Annotated in this window: 16 protein-coding genes; 15 read left to right on the top strand and 1 reads right to left on the bottom strand. The window is 52.4% G+C overall.

The annotated features are described in order from the left end of the window. Window positions 1-106: 106 nt before the first annotated feature. Window positions 107-901, bottom strand: coding sequence for a type I methionyl aminopeptidase (map, locus tag FN037_RS19255; RefSeq protein WP_138362020.1), 795 nt, complete (start codon window positions 899-901; stop codon window positions 107-109). Between the two features lie 324 nt (window positions 902-1,225). Here map and rpsB point away from each other — a divergent pair, with 324 nt between their 5' ends. The 15 genes from rpsB to rnhB all read left to right on the top strand — a co-directional run bounded on the left by rpsB (window position 1,226) and on the right by rnhB (window position 16,649). Next, window positions 1,226-1,951: a 30S ribosomal protein S2 gene (gene rpsB / locus FN037_RS19250; protein WP_138362021.1), complete on the top strand. Its 726-nt coding sequence runs from the start codon at window positions 1,226-1,228 to the stop codon at window positions 1,949-1,951. Window positions 1,952-2,070: 119 nt separating this feature from the next. Continuing rightward, on the top strand, window positions 2,071-2,922 hold the full coding sequence (gene tsf, locus FN037_RS19245; protein ID WP_138362022.1) for a translation elongation factor Ts: 852 nt from the start codon (window positions 2,071-2,073) through the stop codon (window positions 2,920-2,922). 146 nt (window positions 2,923-3,068) lie between these two features. Then, on the top strand, window positions 3,069-3,794 hold the full coding sequence (pyrH, locus tag FN037_RS19240) for a UMP kinase (RefSeq protein ID WP_004098747.1): 726 nt from the start codon (window positions 3,069-3,071) through the stop codon (window positions 3,792-3,794). A 334-nt stretch (window positions 3,795-4,128) separates the two neighbouring features. Next, the gene (gene frr / locus FN037_RS19235; RefSeq protein WP_142502987.1) at window positions 4,129-4,686 is read left to right on the top strand and encodes a ribosome recycling factor; all 558 of its coding nucleotides are present in this window, start codon (window positions 4,129-4,131) and stop codon (window positions 4,684-4,686) included. 337 nt (window positions 4,687-5,023) lie between these two features. Further along, window positions 5,024-6,217: a 1-deoxy-D-xylulose-5-phosphate reductoisomerase gene (gene ispC / locus FN037_RS19230; protein WP_142502986.1), complete on the top strand. Its 1,194-nt coding sequence runs from the start codon at window positions 5,024-5,026 to the stop codon at window positions 6,215-6,217. A 246-nt stretch (window positions 6,218-6,463) separates the two neighbouring features. Continuing rightward, window positions 6,464-7,222 carry a (2E,6E)-farnesyl-diphosphate-specific ditrans,polycis-undecaprenyl-diphosphate synthase gene (ispU, locus tag FN037_RS19220; protein ID WP_142503077.1) on the top strand — a complete coding sequence of 253 codons (759 nt, stop codon included), beginning with the start codon at window positions 6,464-6,466 and terminating at the stop codon, window positions 7,220-7,222. Between the two features lie 12 nt (window positions 7,223-7,234). Next, window positions 7,235-8,092, top strand: a complete 858-nt coding sequence (gene cdsA / locus FN037_RS19215) for a phosphatidate cytidylyltransferase (protein ID WP_138362025.1) — start codon at window positions 7,235-7,237, stop codon at window positions 8,090-8,092. 11 nt (window positions 8,093-8,103) lie between these two features. Beyond that, the gene (gene rseP, locus FN037_RS19210; protein WP_142502985.1) at window positions 8,104-9,456 is read left to right on the top strand and encodes a sigma E protease regulator RseP; all 1,353 of its coding nucleotides are present in this window, start codon (window positions 8,104-8,106) and stop codon (window positions 9,454-9,456) included. A 31-nt stretch (window positions 9,457-9,487) separates the two neighbouring features. Further along, on the top strand, window positions 9,488-11,917 hold the full coding sequence (gene bamA, locus FN037_RS19205; RefSeq protein ID WP_138362027.1) for an outer membrane protein assembly factor BamA: 2,430 nt from the start codon (window positions 9,488-9,490) through the stop codon (window positions 11,915-11,917). Window positions 11,918-12,042: 125 nt separating this feature from the next. Beyond that, the gene (gene skp, locus FN037_RS19200) at window positions 12,043-12,528 is read left to right on the top strand and encodes a molecular chaperone Skp (RefSeq protein ID WP_138362028.1); all 486 of its coding nucleotides are present in this window, start codon (window positions 12,043-12,045) and stop codon (window positions 12,526-12,528) included. A 3-nt stretch (window positions 12,529-12,531) separates the two neighbouring features. After that, window positions 12,532-13,557: a UDP-3-O-(3-hydroxymyristoyl)glucosamine N-acyltransferase gene (gene lpxD, locus FN037_RS19195; RefSeq protein ID WP_142502984.1), complete on the top strand. Its 1,026-nt coding sequence runs from the start codon at window positions 12,532-12,534 to the stop codon at window positions 13,555-13,557. A gap of 103 nt (window positions 13,558-13,660) precedes the next feature. Next, entirely contained in the window at window positions 13,661-14,116 is a 456-nt protein-coding gene (gene fabZ / locus FN037_RS19190; protein ID WP_004145858.1) for a 3-hydroxyacyl-ACP dehydratase FabZ, read from the top strand. Between the two features lie 3 nt (window positions 14,117-14,119). Beyond that, entirely contained in the window at window positions 14,120-14,908 is a 789-nt protein-coding gene (lpxA, locus tag FN037_RS19185; protein WP_138362030.1) for an acyl-ACP--UDP-N-acetylglucosamine O-acyltransferase, read from the top strand. Continuing rightward, window positions 14,908-16,056: a lipid-A-disaccharide synthase gene (lpxB, locus tag FN037_RS19180; RefSeq protein WP_142502983.1), complete on the top strand. Its 1,149-nt coding sequence runs from the start codon at window positions 14,908-14,910 to the stop codon at window positions 16,054-16,056. The genes lpxA and lpxB overlap by 1 nt, the downstream gene beginning before the upstream one ends. Next, entirely contained in the window at window positions 16,053-16,649 is a 597-nt protein-coding gene (gene rnhB, locus FN037_RS19175) for a ribonuclease HII (RefSeq protein WP_138362032.1), read from the top strand. The genes lpxB and rnhB overlap by 4 nt, the downstream gene beginning before the upstream one ends. Window positions 16,650-16,664 lie beyond the last annotated feature (15 nt).

Here is a 16,664-nt window from a genome sequence, read left to right as displayed (position 1 = left end):
GCCCAAGGGGGGACGGGCAGGGCGCCCGTCATCAACAATCGCTTGTGGCTGCCCGAAGGTATCGGGCGTGCCCGTCATAAAAAAACCGGCTGGCGCCGGCTTCTCATCATTCGTTGTGCGAGATTATCGCCGGGATGGTGTCATCCTTACGTAACGTCAGGATTTCGCAGCCGTTATCTGTTACCACAATAGTATGCTCGTATTGCGCAGACAAGCTCCGGTCTTTGGTTTTTACCGTCCAGCCGTCTTTCATGCTGCGGATCTCTTTTTTACCCGCGTTGACCATCGGTTCAATAGTGAAGGTCATACCCGGTTTGAGCACCACGTTGGTTTCCGGGGAGTCGTAATGCAATACCTGCGGCTCTTCGTGGAAGCCGCGGCCGATACCGTGACCGCAATATTCGCGTACGACGGAGAATCCTTCGGCTTCAACGAATTTCTGGATTGCCGCGCCGATGGCTCGCAGGTTGATGCCAGGCTTGACCATTTTTAGCGCCAGGTAGAGGCTTTCCTGGGTGATACGGCACAGACGCTCACCAAGAATGGTTGGTTTGCCGACGATAAACATTTTTGAGGTATCGCCGTGGAAATCATCTTTAATCACGGTGACGTCGATGTTGACGATATCGCCATCTTTCAGCCGCTTTTCGTCGTCAGGGATCCCGTGGCATACCACTTCATTGATAGAGATACAGACGGATTTGGGAAAACCGTGATAGCCGAGGCAGGCAGAGACGGCTTTTTGTTCGTTAACGATGTAATCGTTGCAGATACGATCTAACTCGCCGGTGCTGACGCCCGGTTTCACATAGGGTTCGATCATTTCCAGCACTTCAGCGGCCAGACGGCCAGCAACGCGCATTTTTTCGATGTCTTCAGGTGTCTTGATAGAAATAGCCATGGATAGTGTCCAGCTGCGTCGTTTTTGCGACAATAATAAATGATGTGCGATCAATGTTAACAGTCCGGGTGTCCTGCTGCCAAATTGAGAATCATTAACGGCAAGGCCGCGTCAACAACTGTTGGTTTCCGGTCCTGTTTTGTGGTATAAAGCGCGCCGGACTTCTGCTCCATTCGAAGACTACACAAGATGGACGGAAGCGATAAATCTCACTTTGTGTAACAACACACACGTATCGGCACATATTCCGGGGTGCCCTTTGGGGTCGGTAATATGGGATACGTGGAGGCATAACCCCAACTTTTATCTATAGAGGTTTTAAACATGGCAACTGTTTCCATGCGCGACATGCTCAAGGCTGGTGTTCACTTTGGTCACCAGACCCGTTACTGGAACCCGAAAATGAAGCCTTTCATCTTCGGCGCGCGTAACAAAGTTCACATCATCAACCTTGAGAAAACGGTACCGATGTTCAACGACGCGCTGGCTGAACTGAACAAGATTGCTGCTCGTAAAGGTAAAATCCTTTTCGTTGGTACTAAGCGCGCTGCAAGCGAAGCGGTAAAAGACGCGGCTAACAGCTGCGACCAGTTCTTCGTGAACCATCGCTGGCTGGGCGGTATGCTGACTAACTGGAAAACCGTTCGTCAGTCTATCAAACGTCTGAAAGACCTGGAAACGCAATCCCAGGACGGTACTTTCGACAAGCTGACCAAAAAAGAAGCGCTGATGCGCACTCGTGAGCTGGACAAGCTGGAAAACAGCCTGGGCGGTATCAAAGATATGGGCGGTCTGCCGGACGCACTGTTCGTTATCGACGCTGACCACGAGCACATCGCAATCAAAGAAGCAAACAACCTGGGGATCCCGGTATTTGCTATCGTTGATACTAACTCCGATCCGGACGGCGTTGATTTCGTTATCCCGGGTAACGATGACGCAATCCGCGCAGTTAGCCTGTACCTGAGCGCTGTTGCTGCTACCGTTCGTGAAGGCCGTTCCCAGGATCTGGCTTCTCAAGCGGAAGAAAGCTTCGTAGAAGCTGAATAATAAGGCATACCCTTATTTAGTACCGTGTATAAATAGGGGCCTCTTCGCGGCCCCTTTTTCACTTTCAAGTTTGTCTGGTTCCCTGAACCGGGCAGATTACATCTCCCGAGGATTAAAGAATGGCTGAAATTACCGCATCCCTGGTAAAAGAGCTGCGCGAGCGTACCGGCGCAGGCATGATGGATTGCAAAAAAGCGCTGACTGAAGCGAATGGCGACATCGAACTGGCAATCGAAAACATGCGTAAGTCTGGTGCGATTAAAGCAGCGAAAAAAGCAGGTAACGTTGCTGCTGATGGCGTGATCATTACTAAAATCGACGGCACCTATGGCATTATTCTGGAAGTTAACTGCCAGACTGACTTCGTTGCTAAAGATGGTGGTTTCCAGGCGTTTGCTAACAAGGTTCTGGATGCAGCAGTTGCTGGCAAAATAACTGATGTTGAAGTGCTGAAAGCACAGTTCGAAGAAGAACGTGTTGCGCTGGTGGCGAAAATTGGTGAGAACATCAACATCCGTCGCGTTTCTTCTCTGGAAGGCGAGGTTCTGGGGTCCTACCAGCACGGCGCGCGTATCGGCGTTCTGGTTGCGGCTACAGGCGCGAGTGAAGAGCTGGTTAAACAGCTGGCGATGCACATTGCGGCAAGCAAGCCTGAATTCGTTAAACCGGAAGATGTGTCTGCTGACGTGGTAGAAAAAGAGTACCAGGTTCAGCTGGACATCGCCATGCAGTCTGGCAAGCCGAAAGAAATCGCAGAGAAAATGGTTGAAGGCCGCATGAAGAAATTCACCGGCGAAGTTTCTCTGACCGGCCAGCCGTTCGTTATGGAACCGAGCAAATCCGTTGGTCAACTGCTGAAAGAGCACAACGCTGACGTCACTGGCTTCATCCGCTTTGAAGTGGGTGAAGGTATCGAGAAAGTTGAGAGTGATTTTGCAGCAGAAGTTGCTGCGATGTCCAAGCAGTCTTAATTTTCTAAAGGAGCCGCCTGAGGGCGGCTTCTTTTTGTGCTTAATGTGTAAAATCAGCCAGTCGCTCTAGTGGACATGCTGAAAGTCGACATACAATGTCGCCGGAATTAACTCATCTCAATCGTTGACAGTCTCAGGAAAGAAACATGGCTACCAATGCAAAACCCGTCTATAAACGTATTCTGCTTAAATTGAGTGGCGAAGCTCTGCAGGGTTCGGAAGGCTTCGGTATTGATGCAAGCATACTGGATCGTATGGCTCAGGAAATCAAAGAACTGGTGGAACTGGGTATTCAGGTTGGTGTGGTGATTGGTGGCGGTAACTTATTCCGTGGTGCTGGCCTGGCGAAAGCGGGTATGAACCGCGTTGTGGGCGACCACATGGGCATGCTGGCCACCGTAATGAACGGTCTGGCGATGCGCGATGCGCTCCACCGAGCCTATGTGAACGCCCGTCTGATGTCCGCCATTCCGCTGAATGGCGTGTGTGACAACTACAGTTGGGCAGAAGCCATCAGTCTGCTGCGCAATAACCGGGTGGTTATTCTGTCTGCGGGTACCGGTAATCCCTTCTTCACCACCGACTCTGCGGCCTGCCTGCGTGGTATTGAGATTGAGGCCGATGTTGTGCTGAAAGCAACAAAAGTCGATGGTGTGTTTACCGCAGATCCGGCTAAAGATCCCTCAGCCACCATGTACGATCAGTTGACGTACAGCGAAGTGCTGGATAAAGAGCTGAAGGTGATGGATCTGGCCGCATTCACCCTGGCGCGTGACCACAAATTGCCTATTCGCGTTTTCAATATGAATAAGCCTGGCGCACTGCGTCGTGTGGTGATGGGTGAAAAAGAAGGAACATTAATCACGGAATAATTCCCGTGATACACTTCATCCTTCAAGCTGTCTCTGCGTTGGCTGTCTTCGCTCACCCCTGTCGCTTACGGAAGTCAAATGCCTGGGGGTAAATGAGGGGCGTCTTTGTTCCTCACCGGGGGCAATCTCTGGCTGTTCAAATTCGTTCCTGGCGAATTTGTTACTCAGTCGCCGTCTTGATACAACTTGAATGATTTTGTGTAGAAATAAGAGTAATATTCTGCGTCAGAATCGCGGGGCTTACCCGCACTATTTTAACAGGGCTATACTTAGCACACTGCCGTTGTGTGCGACCGTCTGGTCTGACTGAGACAAGTTTTCAAGGATTCGTAACGTGATTAGCGATATCAGAAAAGATGCTGAAACACGCATGGAAAAATGCGTAGAAGCGTTTAAAAACCAAATCAGCAAAATTCGCACGGGTCGTGCTTCTCCCAGCCTGCTGGATGGCATTGTCGTGGAATATTACGGCACCCCGACTCCGCTGCGTCAACTGGCGAGCGTGACGGTAGAAGACTCCCGTACGCTGAAAATCAACGTCTTTGACCGCTCCATGAGCCCGGCGGTTGAAAAAGCGATTATGGCTTCCGATCTCGGTCTGAACCCGAGCTCTGCCGGTAGCGATATCCGTGTTCCGCTGCCGCCGCTGACTGAAGAGCGTCGTAGAGACCTGACTAAAATCGTTCGCGGCGAAGCAGAGCAGGCGCGCGTGGCCGTTCGTAACGTTCGCCGTGATGCCAACGATAAAGTGAAGGCTCTTTTGAAAGAAAAAGAGATCAGCGAAGATGACGATCGCCGTTCTCAGGACGAAGTACAAAAACTGACTGACGCCGCGATTAAAAAAGTCGATGCGGCGCTGACGGAAAAAGAAGCGGAACTGATGCAGTTCTGATTCTTTGCCGATACGTAGCCGTAATCGTCTGCGTAAAATCTGAAACGCCGTACAGGAGACCGTACGCTCAATTTTCGGGATTGCGTATATACCCTAATTCATTCGCGTTGCAGGGCAAAATGGTTAACCGTTTTGAACTGCGCGGGCGTTAACGCTAAAAGGGCGAGTATTGCCAACGCACATGCAACGTGAAGTATGACGGGTATAGATGGCGGGTTTTGCCGTTTTTGGTTATATCAAAGGCTGGCACCGCCGTCCGATAACCTGATGATTGATGCCAGCGGGCGCTGACGGCGTTTTGCTTTTTTATCCTGTCGTTATTTCTTCTGGACGCCTCATGAAGCAATTAACCATTCTCGGTTCAACGGGTTCTATCGGCTGTAGCACGCTGGATGTGGTGCGTCATAACCCCGGCAGCTTTTCCATCGCCGCGCTGGTTGCGGGGAAAAATGTTGACCGTATGGTTGAACAATGTCTGGAATTCTCCCCTCGTTACGCGGTAATGGATGATGCGCACAGCGCTGAATTGCTGCGGACAAAACTGCGTGAGCATAGCAGCCGTACTGAGGTCATGAGCGGTCAACAAGCCGCAGCTGATGTTGCGGCACTGGACGACGTTGATCAGGTGATGGCGGCTATTGTTGGTGCGGCAGGCCTGGTACCAACGCTTTCGGCGATTCGTGCCGGAAAAACGGTGCTATTGGCGAACAAAGAATCGCTGGTGACCTGCGGTCGTCTGTTTATGGAGGCCGTGCAGCAAAATGGCGCACGTCTGTTGCCGGTGGATAGTGAACATAATGCGATTTTTCAGAGTATGCCGGAAACCGTTCAGCATCATCTCGGATATGCTGATCTAACGCAGAATGGCGTGGCGTCGATTCTTCTCACTGGCTCCGGCGGTCCGTTCCGGGAAACGGCGATCTCTGAACTGGCGGCAATGACGCCGGATCAGGCCTGCCGTCATCCAAACTGGTCAATGGGGCGCAAGATTTCCGTCGATTCCGCGACCATGATGAACAAAGGTCTGGAGTATATTGAAGCGCGCTGGCTGTTTAATGCTTCCGCGCAGCAAATGGAAGTCCTGATTCATCCGCAATCGGTGATTCACTCGATGGTGCGTTATCAGGATGGCAGCGTCCTGGCGCAGCTCGGCGAGCCGGATATGCGTACGCCGATTGCCCACACGATGGGCTGGCCAACGCGTCTTCGTTCCGGGGTGAAACCGCTGGATTTCTGCCAGTTGAGCAATCTGAGCTTCTCGGCGCCGGATTATGCGCGTTATCCCTGTCTGAAGCTGGCGATGGACGCCTTTGACGTCGGTCAGGCGGCGACAACGGCACTGAATGCGGCGAATGAGGTTTCGGTGGCGGCCTTCCTGAATGGCGATATCCGCTTCACCGATATTGCGGCGATAAACCAGGCGGTCCTCGATCAACTGGCGCTGAACGACCCGCAAAGTATTGATGAGGTGCTCACCATTGACGCGATGGCCCGGGCCTGCGCGCGTCAGTTGCTGACGATGAGGGGCTAATCTGATACGCGCTGTGATATTTGTGGGCGCTGGGCTTCGGTGATATAGTCTGCGCCATCCGATCGTTGCATGTTGTTGTGAAAGATTACGGTGGCCGTGGCAAGACACGGCTTTTTTGCGTAAAGCATTTGGTTGTTCTCTGCGATTGGCCGTAGCACTGGCACCGGATGAAAATGCGTATCCAGCGCTGACCTGTGGCCGTGTTTGGTAGCTTAGCTAATCCTTATTATGGACTTAAAACGCGTGATGTTGTCTGCTAATCAAACTGTCAGCGAAATGTCGCCTGCACATGGCTGTCGCCATGTCGCCATTATTATGGACGGCAACGGTCGTTGGGCGAAGCGCCAGGGGAAGATTCGTGCCTTTGGTCATAAAGCCGGGGCGAAATCTGTTCGTCGTGCAGTCTCTTTCGCGGCAAATAATGGGATTGAAGCGTTAACGTTATACGCGTTCAGTAGTGAAAACTGGAGTCGACCGGCGCAGGAAGTCAGTGCGCTGATGGAACTGTTTGTCTGGGCGCTGGATAGCGAAGTGAAGAGTTTGCACAGGCATAATGTGCGGCTGCGTATTATCGGCGAGACGACGCGTTTCAACGCGCGTTTACAGGATCGTATCCGTAAAGCGGAAGCGTTGACGGAGAACAATACGGGGTTGACCCTGAACATTGCGGCGAACTACGGGGGGCGTTGGGATATTGTCCAGGGCGTTCGCCATCTGGCAAGGCAGGTTCAGGATGGGGTGCTGCAACCCGATCAAATTACGGAAGAGATGCTGAGTCAGCAAGTCTGTATGCATGAACTGGCGCCCGTCGATTTAGTTATCAGGACCGGGGGAGAGCATCGCATCAGTAACTTTTTGATTTGGCAAATTGCCTATGCTGAACTCTATTTTACGGATGTTCTTTGGCCCGACTTTGCGGAAGAGGACTTTGAAGGTGCACTCCATGCCTTTGTTAATCGAGAGCGTCGATTTGGCGGTACTGAACCGGGTGGCAACAATGACTGATGGGGGTCACTTTTGCTGAAGTATCGGCTGATTTCTGCTTTCGTCTTAATTCCCGTCGTTATTGCGGCGCTTTTTCTATTGCCGCCCGCGGGGTTTGCCATCGTCACGCTGGTTGTCTGTATGCTCGCCGCCTGGGAGTGGGGGCAATTTAGCGGTTTCACTTCAACGGCCCAGCGTGTCTGGCTATCATTGCTTTGCGGTCTGCTGCTGGCGTTGATGCTTTTTCTGATGCCAGAATACCATTATGACGCTCATCAACCGCTGGTGGAAGGCGCGCTATGGGCGTCATTTGGCTGGTGGATCGCTGCACTCTTTTTAGTCCTCACTTATCCCGCTTCAGCGGCCTTCTGGCGGCATTCAAAAACATTACGTTTGATTTTTGGCTTCCTGACCATTGTCCCTTTTTTTTGGGGTATGCTGGCGCTGCGGGCCTGGCATTATGCTGATGACCACTATAGCGGCGCGCTGTGGTTACTGTATGTGATGATCCTGGTCTGGGGCGCGGATTCCGGGGCTTATATGTTTGGTAAGATGTTTGGCAAGCATAAGCTGGCGCCGAAGGTTTCTCCGGGTAAAACCTGGCAGGGTTTTTTCGGTGGGTTATTAACGGCGGCGGTGATTTCGTGGGTTTACGGTTGGTGGGCGCAACTGGATGTTACGCCTGCGGTGCTGTTGGTTTGTTCTGTTGTCGCGGCCCTGGCCTCAGTGCTCGGCGATCTAACCGAGAGTATGTTTAAGCGGGAGGCCGGCATCAAAGATAGCGGAAATCTGATACCTGGACATGGCGGTATTCTGGATCGCATCGATAGCCTGACGGCTGCGGTACCTGTGTTCGCATGCCTGCTATTGTTAGTATTCAGGACGATTTGACGGAAGGTGTTATGCTGAGCATTCTCTGGAATCTGGCTGCTTTTATTATTGCGTTGGGCGTGCTGATTACCGTCCATGAATTCGGCCATTTCTGGGTTGCCCGCCGCTGTGGCATCCGCGTTGAGCGTTTTTCTATTGGCTTTGGTAAGGCGCTGTGGCATCGCTATGATAAGCAGGGAACAGAATTTGTCATCGCGCTTATCCCGTTGGGCGGTTATGTCAAAATGCTTGACGAACGCGTCGAGCCAGTGGCGCCAGAGATGCGCCACTATGCGTTCAACAACAAATCTGTTGGTCAGCGTGCGGCGGTGATTGCTGCCGGGCCAGTTGCGAACTTCCTTTTTGCTATTTTTGCCTGGTGGTTAGTCTTCATTATCGGTGTTCCAGGCGTTCGTCCGGTTGTTGGCGATATATCGCCCAACTCGATCGCCGCGCAGGCACAAATTGCAAAAGGTATGGAACTTAAAGCGATAGATGGTATCGAAACGCCTGATTGGGATGCGGTACGTATGGCTCTGGTGGCGAAGATAGGCGATCGGCAGACAATTGTTACCGTCGCCCCTTTCGGGAGTAACCAACGCCAGGATAAAATCCTCGATCTGCGGCACTGGGCGTTCGAGCCGGATAAACAAGATCCGGTCACGTCGTTAGGTATTCGGCCGCGTAGCGCGCAGATCGATACGGTTCTGGCGGAAGTACAATCTCACTCGGCGGCGCAGAAGGCGGGTTTGCAAGCGGGCGACAGGATCGTGAAAGTCGATGGTCAACCGTTAACACAGTGGATGACGTTTGTTAATCTGGTGCGTGATAATCCGGGCAGGGCGTTAGTTCTGGAGATCGAACGGCAGGGGAGTCCTTTGTCGGTAACCTTGACGCCAGATACGAAGTCCACCCGGGGCAAAGCTGAAGGGTTTGCAGGGGTGGTACCGAAGGTCATCCCGCTGCCTGATGAATATAAGACAGTGCGTCAGTACGGGCCGTTTACCGCCATCGCTGAAGCCACGGATAAAACCTGGCGATTGATGTCGTTAACGGTCAGGATGCTGGGCAAATTGATAACCGGTGATGTCAAACTGAACAACCTCAGCGGGCCGATCTCTATCGCCCAGGGGGCTGGGATGTCAGCGGAGTTTGGGTTGATTTATTATCTGATGTTCCTTGCGCTGATTAGCGTGAACCTCGGAATAATCAACTTGTTCCCGCTTCCCGTTCTTGACGGGGGACATTTACTGTTTTTGGCGCTTGAAAAGCTGAAAGGCAGACCGGTATCCGAGCGAGTTCAAGACTTTAGTTATCGCATTGGCTCTCTGTTGCTGGTGCTGTTAATGGGGCTTGCACTTTTCAATGATTTCTCTCGGTTGTAAGAGAGTTTGTTAGGAAGAACGCATAATAACGATGGCGATGAAAAAGTTGCTCATAGCGTCGCTGCTGTTTAGCAGCGCAACCGTATACGGTGCTGACGGGTTCGTGGTGAAGGACATTCATTTCGAAGGCCTGCAGCGTGTCGCTGTTGGTGCGGCCCTCCTCAGTATGCCAGTGCGTCCTGGCGATACCGTAACCGATGATGATATCAGTAATACCATTCGTGCTCTGTTTGCCACTGGCAATTTCGAGGACGTCCGTGTTCTGCGCGATGGTGATACCCTGCTGGTGCAGGTGAAAGAGCGTCCGACGATTGCCAGCATCACTTTCTCCGGCAACAAGTCGGTGAAGGACGATATGCTCAAGCAAAACCTTGAGGCATCTGGCGTACGCGTAGGGGAATCCCTCGATCGCACCACGCTTGTTGATATCGAAAAAGGGCTGGAGGATTTTTACTACAGTGTTGGCAAGTATAGCGCCAGCGTGAAAGCTGTGGTGACGCCGCTGCCGCGTAACCGTGTCGACCTGAAGCTGGTGTTCCAGGAAGGGGTCTCGGCGAAAATCCAGCAGATTAATATTGTCGGCAACCACGCATTCAGCACCGATGAGTTGATTTCAACCTTCCAGCTGCGCGATGAAGTGCCGTGGTGGAACGTGGTTGGCGATCGTAAATATCAGAAACAGAAACTGGCAGGGGATCTTGAAACGCTGCGCAGCTACTATCTGGATCGCGGTTATGCCCGTTTCAATATTGATTCCACGCAGGTTAGCTTGACGCCGGACAAAAAAGGTATCTACATCACCATCAACATTACCGAAGGCGATCAGTATAAGCTTTCCGGTGTGCAGGTGACGGGCGATCTGGCGGGCCATTCGGCAGAAATTGAAGCGCTGACCAAAGTCGAACCGGGCGAGCTGTATAACGGCACCAAAGTGACTAAAATGGAGAATGACATTAAGAAACTCCTTGGTCGCTACGGGTACGCCTACCCGCGAGTTCAGTCTCAGCCGGAAATCAATGATGCTGATAAGACCGTTAAGCTGCATGTCAACGTTGATGCGGGCAACCGCTATTACGTGCGTAAAATTCGCTTTGAAGGCAACGATACCTCGAAGGATTCCGTTCTGCGTCGCGAAATGCGTCAGATGGAAGGTGCCTGGCTGGGTAGCGATCTGGTCGAGCAGGGTAAAGAGCGTCTGAATCGCTTAGGCTATTTTGAGACGGTCGATACCGATACGCAGCGCGTACCGGGGAGTCCGGATCAGGTTGATGTCGTCTATAAGGTTAAAGAACGTAATACCGGTAGCTTTAACTTCGGTATCGGCTACGGTACCGAGAGCGGCGTGAGCTTCCAGGCTGGCGTTCAACAAGATAACTGGTTAGGTACCGGCTACTCCGTTGGGATTAGCGGCACGAAAAATGATTACCAGACCTATACTGAACTGTCGGTGACGAACCCGTACTTTACCGTGGATGGCGTCAGCCTCGGTGGTCGTATTTTCTATAACGACTTCGATGCCAGCGATGCGGATCTCTCTGACTATACTAACAAAAGCTATGGTACAGATGTTACGCTGGGCTTCCCGGTTAACGAATACAATACGCTGCGCGCGGGTCTTGGCTATGTGCATAACAAGTTGTCGAATATGCAGCCTCAGGTAGCGATGTGGCGTTATCTGCATTCGATGGGGCAATACCCGGACGATACGAACGACAGAAACTCGTTCAGCGCGGATGATTTCACCTTTAACTATGGCTGGACCTACAACAAACTGGACCGTGGTTTCTTCCCAACGGAAGGTTCGCGCGTCAACCTGAACGGTAAAGTAACCATCCCGGGTTCCGATAACGAATACTACAAAGCGACCCTTGATACGGCGACCTATGTGCCGATCGATGACGATCATAAATGGGTCGTTCTGGGGCGTACTCGTTTTGGCTACGGTAATGGTCTGGGCGGTAAAGAGATGCCGTTCTATGAGAACTTCTATGCTGGCGGCTCAAGCTCAGTACGAGGTTTCCAGTCTAATACCATTGGTCCTAAAGCTGTGTACTATCCGGCGACCAGCCGTCATGACGACGACGATAGCTATGATAATGAATGTAAGAGTACGGAAACCGCGCCATGTAAGTCTGATGATGCGGTGGGCGGTAACGCCATGGCGGTCGCCAGCCTTGAGCTGATCACCCCGACGCCATTCATCAGTGATAAATATGCGAACTCGGTTCGTACTTCCGTCTTCTGGGATATGGGGACCGTATGGGATACTCACTGGGATTCTGGTGCGTATGCTGGTTATCCGGACTACAGCGATCCAAACAACATTCGTATGTCTGCGGGTATCGCAGTACAGTGGATGTCGCCGTTAGGGCCGTTGGTATTCTCCTACGCTCAGCCGTTTAAAAAGTACGATGGAGACAAAGCTGAACAGTTCCAGTTTAACATCGGTAAAACCTGGTAATTGTGTTTGGCGACAATGGAATGTGCGTGCAGTATAGCGCTGGCTATTGGCGATAACCGAGGTTATCGCCTGGCCACGCAAAGAACGGTACCCCAGGGTACTCATGGGATGGTAAGGAGTTAATTGTGAAAAAGTGGTTATTAGCTGCAGGTCTGGGGTTAGCAATAGTAACGTCCGCTCAGGCGGCAGATAAAATTGCAATGGTTAACATGAACAGCCTGTTCCAGCAGGTTGCCCAGAAAACTGGCGTTTCTAACACGCTGGAAAACGAGTTCAAAGGCCGCGCCAGCGAGCTGCAGCGAATGGAAGGCGATCTGCAGTCTAAAATGCAGCGTCTGCAGTCGATGAAAGCGGGCTCTGACCGGACCAAACTGGAAAAAGACGTGATGGCGCAGCGCCAGACTTTCTCTCAGAAAGCCCAGTCTTTCGAACAGGATCGCGCCCGTCGCTCTAACGAAGAGCGCGGCAAACTGGTGACGCGTATTCAGACTGCGGTGCAGAAAGTTGCCAAAGATGAGGATATTGATCTGGTTGTCGACTCCAATGCCGTTGCATACAACAGCAGCGATGTGAAAGACATCACCGCTGATGTGCTGAAACAGGTTAAATAAGTAATGCCTTCAATTCGACTGGCTGATTTAGCCCGGCAGTTGGATGCAGAACTACACGGTGATGGCGATATCGTCATCACCGGCGTTGCGTCCATGCAGTCCGCGAAAACGGGCCATATTACTTTCATGGTAAATCCTAAGTACCGTGAACGCCTGGCCGCTTGCCAGGCATCTGCCGTTGTGATGACGCAGGATGATCTCCCTTTTGCTCATAGTGCCGCGCTGGTCGTGCGCAATCCCTACCTGACCTATGCGCGTATGGCTCAGATTCTTGATACCACGCCGCAGCCGGCGCACGATATTGCGCCCAGCGCGGTCATTGATGGGACAGCGAAGCTGGGAGCCGGCGTTGCTATTGGGCCGAATGCCGTTATCGAATCGGGCGTGGTTCTCGGTGATAACGTCATTATCGGCGCAGGGTGTTTCGTTGGGAAAAATACGAAAATAGGTGCAGGTTCGCGTTTATGGGCCAATGTCACCGTTTATCACGATATAGAGATTGGCGAAAATTGCCTGATTCAGTCCAGTACGGTGATTGGCGCGGACGGCTTCGGTTATGCCAACGATCGCGGCAACTGGGTGAAGATCCCGCAGCTTGGGCGCGTCATCATTGGCGATCGTGTGGAAATCGGCGCCTGCACAACAATTGACCGCGGCGCGCTGGACGATACCTTGATCGGTAACGGTGTCATCATTGATAATCAGTGCCAGATTGCGCATAACGTGGTGATTGGCGACAATACCGCAGTTGCCGGTGGTGTAATCATGGCGGGTAGCCTGAAAATTGGCCGCTACTGCATGATTGGTGGCGCCAGCGTGATTAACGGGCACATGGAGATCTGCGATAAGGTCACCGTGACGGGAATGGGGATGGTGATGCGTCCTATTACCGAGCCAGGGGTTTACTCTTCGGGTATTCCGCTGCAACCAAACAAGGTTTGGCGTAAAACCGCGGCATTAGTGCTGAATATTGATGATATGAGCAAGCGTCTCAAAGCCATTGAGCGCAAGGTTAATCAACAAGATTAGTGTCCCCCTGCCCGGCACATTAAATTTTCGGCCTGTTGCGTCCATGGGATTGCTGCAGGCCGTGTTATTATTGTCTTTTAGTATATTTGACAGGAAGAGTATTTTGACTACTGACACTCATACTCTGCACATTGAAGAGATTCTGGAACTTCTGCCCCACCGTTACCCGTTCCTGCTGGTCGATCGGGTGCTGGATTTTGAAGAAGGCCGTTTTCTGCGCGCAGTAAAAAATGTTTCTGTAAATGAGCCGTTTTTCCAGGGGCACTTCCCTGGTAAGCCGATTTTACCTGGTGTACTGATTCTGGAAGCAATGGCTCAGGCTACCGGTATTCTGGCGTTCAAAAGCGTCGGAAAACTGGAACCGGGCGAGCTCTATTATTTTGCCGGGATTGATGAAGCGCGTTTTAAACGCCCGGTCGTGCCAGGCGATCAGATGATTATGGAAGTCACTTTTGAGAAAACCCGTCGCGGTTTGACGCGTTTCAAAGGCGTTGCGCTGGTGGACGGGAAAGTGGTTTGCGAAGCAACGATGATGTGTGCCCGTAGCCGGGAGGCCTGATACGTGATTGATAAAACCGCCTTTATTCATCCAACCGCTATTGTGGAAGACGGCGCTCGTATTGGCGCAAATGCTCATATTGGCCCGTTTTGTATTGTTGGCGCTGACGTCGAAATTGGCGAAGGCACCGTACTGAAATCTCATGTTGTTATTAACGGTCATACCAAAATTGGCTGCGATAACGAGATCTATCAGTTCGCTTCCATTGGTGAAGTTAACCAGGATCTGAAATATGCTGGTGAACCGACACGTGTGGAAATTGGCGATCGCAACCGCATCCGCGAAAGCGTCACCATTCATCGCGGCACAGTACAGGGCGGTGGATTAACGAAGGTGGGCAGTGATAACCTGCTAATGATCAACGCCCATGTGGCACATGATTGTACGCTTGGCGACCGCTGTATTCTGGCGAATAACGCCACGCTCGCGGGTCATGTTTCGCTGGATGATTTTGTTATCATCGGCGGAATGACCGCTGTGCATCAGTTCTGCATTATTGGCGCGCACGTCATGGTTGGCGGCTGCTCTGGCGTCGCGCAAGACGTTCCGCCATTTGTTATTGCGCAGGGTAACCACGCAACGCCGTTTGGCGTCAATATCGAAGGGTTGAAGCGCCGTGGTTTCAGCCGTGAAGCGATCACCGCGATTCGCAACGCGTATAAGCTGCTGTATCGCAGCGGCAAAACGCTGGATGAAGCGAAGGCAGAGATCGCCGAACTGGCGGCACAGCACCCAGAAGTTCAGACATTTACCGACTTCTTTGCGCGTTCAACGCGCGGTCTGATTCGTTAATGGCTGGACAGCGTCCCTTAACGATTGCCCTGGTCGCCGGAGAAACCTCCGGCGATATTCTTGGTGCCGGCCTTATCCGCGCACTCAAGGCTCGCGTACCTGATGCCCGCTTTGTTGGCGTAGCGGGGCCGCTAATGCAGGCCGAAGGCTGCGAAGCCTGGTATGAGATGGAAGAGCTGGCGGTCATGGGCATTGTTGAAGTGCTCGGTCGCCTGCGTCGTCTGTTGCATATTCGCGCCGATCTGACCCGACGATTCACCGAACTTAAACCCGATGTGTTTGTCGGTATTGATGCCCCTGATTTCAATATCACGCTCGAAGGCAACCTGAAGCAACAGGGTATTAAAACGATCCATTACGTGAGCCCATCGGTTTGGGCATGGCGGCAAAAACGCGTTTTCAAAATTGGCAGATCCACCGATCTGGTGCTGGCATTTCTGCCTTTTGAAAAAGCGTTTTATGACAAATTCAACGTTCCGTGCCGGTTTATCGGCCATACAATGGCCGATGCGATGCCTCTGGACCCGGATAAAGGTGCGGCGCGCGATCGCCTGGGAATCGCCCGGGAGGCGCACTGCCTGGCGCTACTGCCCGGTAGCCGCGGCGCGGAAGTGGAGATGCTCAGCGCAGATTTCCTGAAAACGGCGCAGATCCTGCGAAATGATTATCCTGACCTGGAGATTGTCGTGCCGCTGGTTAATGTAAAGCGTCGCGAACAGTTTGAGCGCATCAAAGCGCAAACAGCGCCTGATCTGGCTGTGCATCTGCTTGATGGCCAGGCGCGGGATGCGATGATCGCCAGTGATGCCGCGCTGCTGGCTTCCGGGACGGCGGCGCTGGAGTGTATGCTGGCGAAATGCCCGATGGTCGTTGGCTATCGGATGAAGCCGTTTACCTTCTGGCTGGCGAAGCGACTGGTTAAAACCGACTATGTGTCGTTGCCGAATTTGCTTGCCGGACGCGAACTGGTGAAAGAGTTGCTGCAGGATGAATGCCAGCCACAGGCGTTAGCCGATGCGCTGAAGCCACTGCTGGACGATAGCAAAGCCAGCCACGATATGCATGAGACTTTCCGTACGCTGCATCAGCAGATCCGTTGCAACGCTGATGAGCAGGCGGCGGATGCAGTACTGGAGTTAGCAAAATGATGGAATTCGTTTATCCGCACGCCCGTCTGGTTGCCGGCGTTGATGAAGTTGGCCGCGGTCCGCTGGTTGGCGCTGTGGTGACTGCGGCGGTTATTCTCGATCCGGAAAGGCCGATCGTCGGTCTTAATGACTCAAAAAAACTAAGTGAAAAACGCCGTCTGGCGCTATTTGACGAGATCAAAGAAAAAGCGCTGTGCTGGAGCCTTGGCCGTGCGGAACCGCATGAAATCGATACGCTGAATATTCTGCATGCGACTATGCTGGCAATGCAGCGCGCCGTCGCTGGCCTGAGTATTCCTCCTGAGTTTGTCCTGATTGATGGTAACCGCTGTCCCTCACTACCCATGCCTTCGCTGGCGGTTGTTAAAGGAGACAGCCGGGTGGCGGAAATTAGCGCTGCGTCGATTCTGGCGAAGGTGACACGCGATGCTGAAATGGCTGAACTTGATCGGGCCTTTCCCCAGTACGGCTTTGCGCAACATAAAGGTTATCCCACCGCTTTTCATCTGCAAAAGCTGCTGGAACATGGTGTCATCGAGCAATACCGGCGTAGTTTCGGCCCGGTGAAACGTGCGCTGGGCCTGGCATCCTGAATTGATATGCAAGCA

Source organism: Klebsiella sp. 2680 (genome assembly GCF_900198535.1).
GTDB classification, from domain to species: Bacteria; Pseudomonadota; Gammaproteobacteria; order Enterobacterales; family Enterobacteriaceae; genus Klebsiella; species Klebsiella indica.
The sequence above is the reverse complement of the archived record's forward strand: the minus strand, read 5'-3'. Positions and strand labels throughout refer to the sequence as shown.

Bases quoted from the DNA above. Each gene is read 5' to 3' on its own strand.
- map (WP_138362020.1), bottom strand. From the start codon at position 901: ATGGCTATTTCTATCAAGACACCTGAAGACATCGAAAAAATGCGCGTT.
- rpsB (WP_138362021.1), top strand. From the start codon at position 1,226: ATGGCAACTGTTTCCATGCGCGACATGCTCAAGGCTGGTGTTCACTTT.
- tsf (WP_138362022.1), top strand. From the start codon at position 2,071: ATGGCTGAAATTACCGCATCCCTGGTAAAAGAGCTGCGCGAGCGTACC.
- pyrH (WP_004098747.1), top strand. From the start codon at position 3,069: ATGGCTACCAATGCAAAACCCGTCTATAAACGTATTCTGCTTAAATTG.
- ispC (WP_142502986.1), top strand. From the start codon at position 5,024: ATGAAGCAATTAACCATTCTCGGTTCAACGGGTTCTATCGGCTGTAGC.
- ispU (WP_142503077.1), top strand. From the start codon at position 6,464: ATGTTGTCTGCTAATCAAACTGTCAGCGAAATGTCGCCTGCACATGGC.
- rseP (WP_142502985.1), top strand. From the start codon at position 8,104: ATGCTGAGCATTCTCTGGAATCTGGCTGCTTTTATTATTGCGTTGGGC.
- bamA (WP_138362027.1), top strand. From the start codon at position 9,488: ATGGCGATGAAAAAGTTGCTCATAGCGTCGCTGCTGTTTAGCAGCGCA.
- lpxD (WP_142502984.1), top strand. From the start codon at position 12,532: ATGCCTTCAATTCGACTGGCTGATTTAGCCCGGCAGTTGGATGCAGAA.
- lpxB (WP_142502983.1), top strand. From the start codon at position 14,908: ATGGCTGGACAGCGTCCCTTAACGATTGCCCTGGTCGCCGGAGAAACC.
- rnhB (WP_138362032.1), top strand. From the start codon at position 16,053: ATGATGGAATTCGTTTATCCGCACGCCCGTCTGGTTGCCGGCGTTGAT.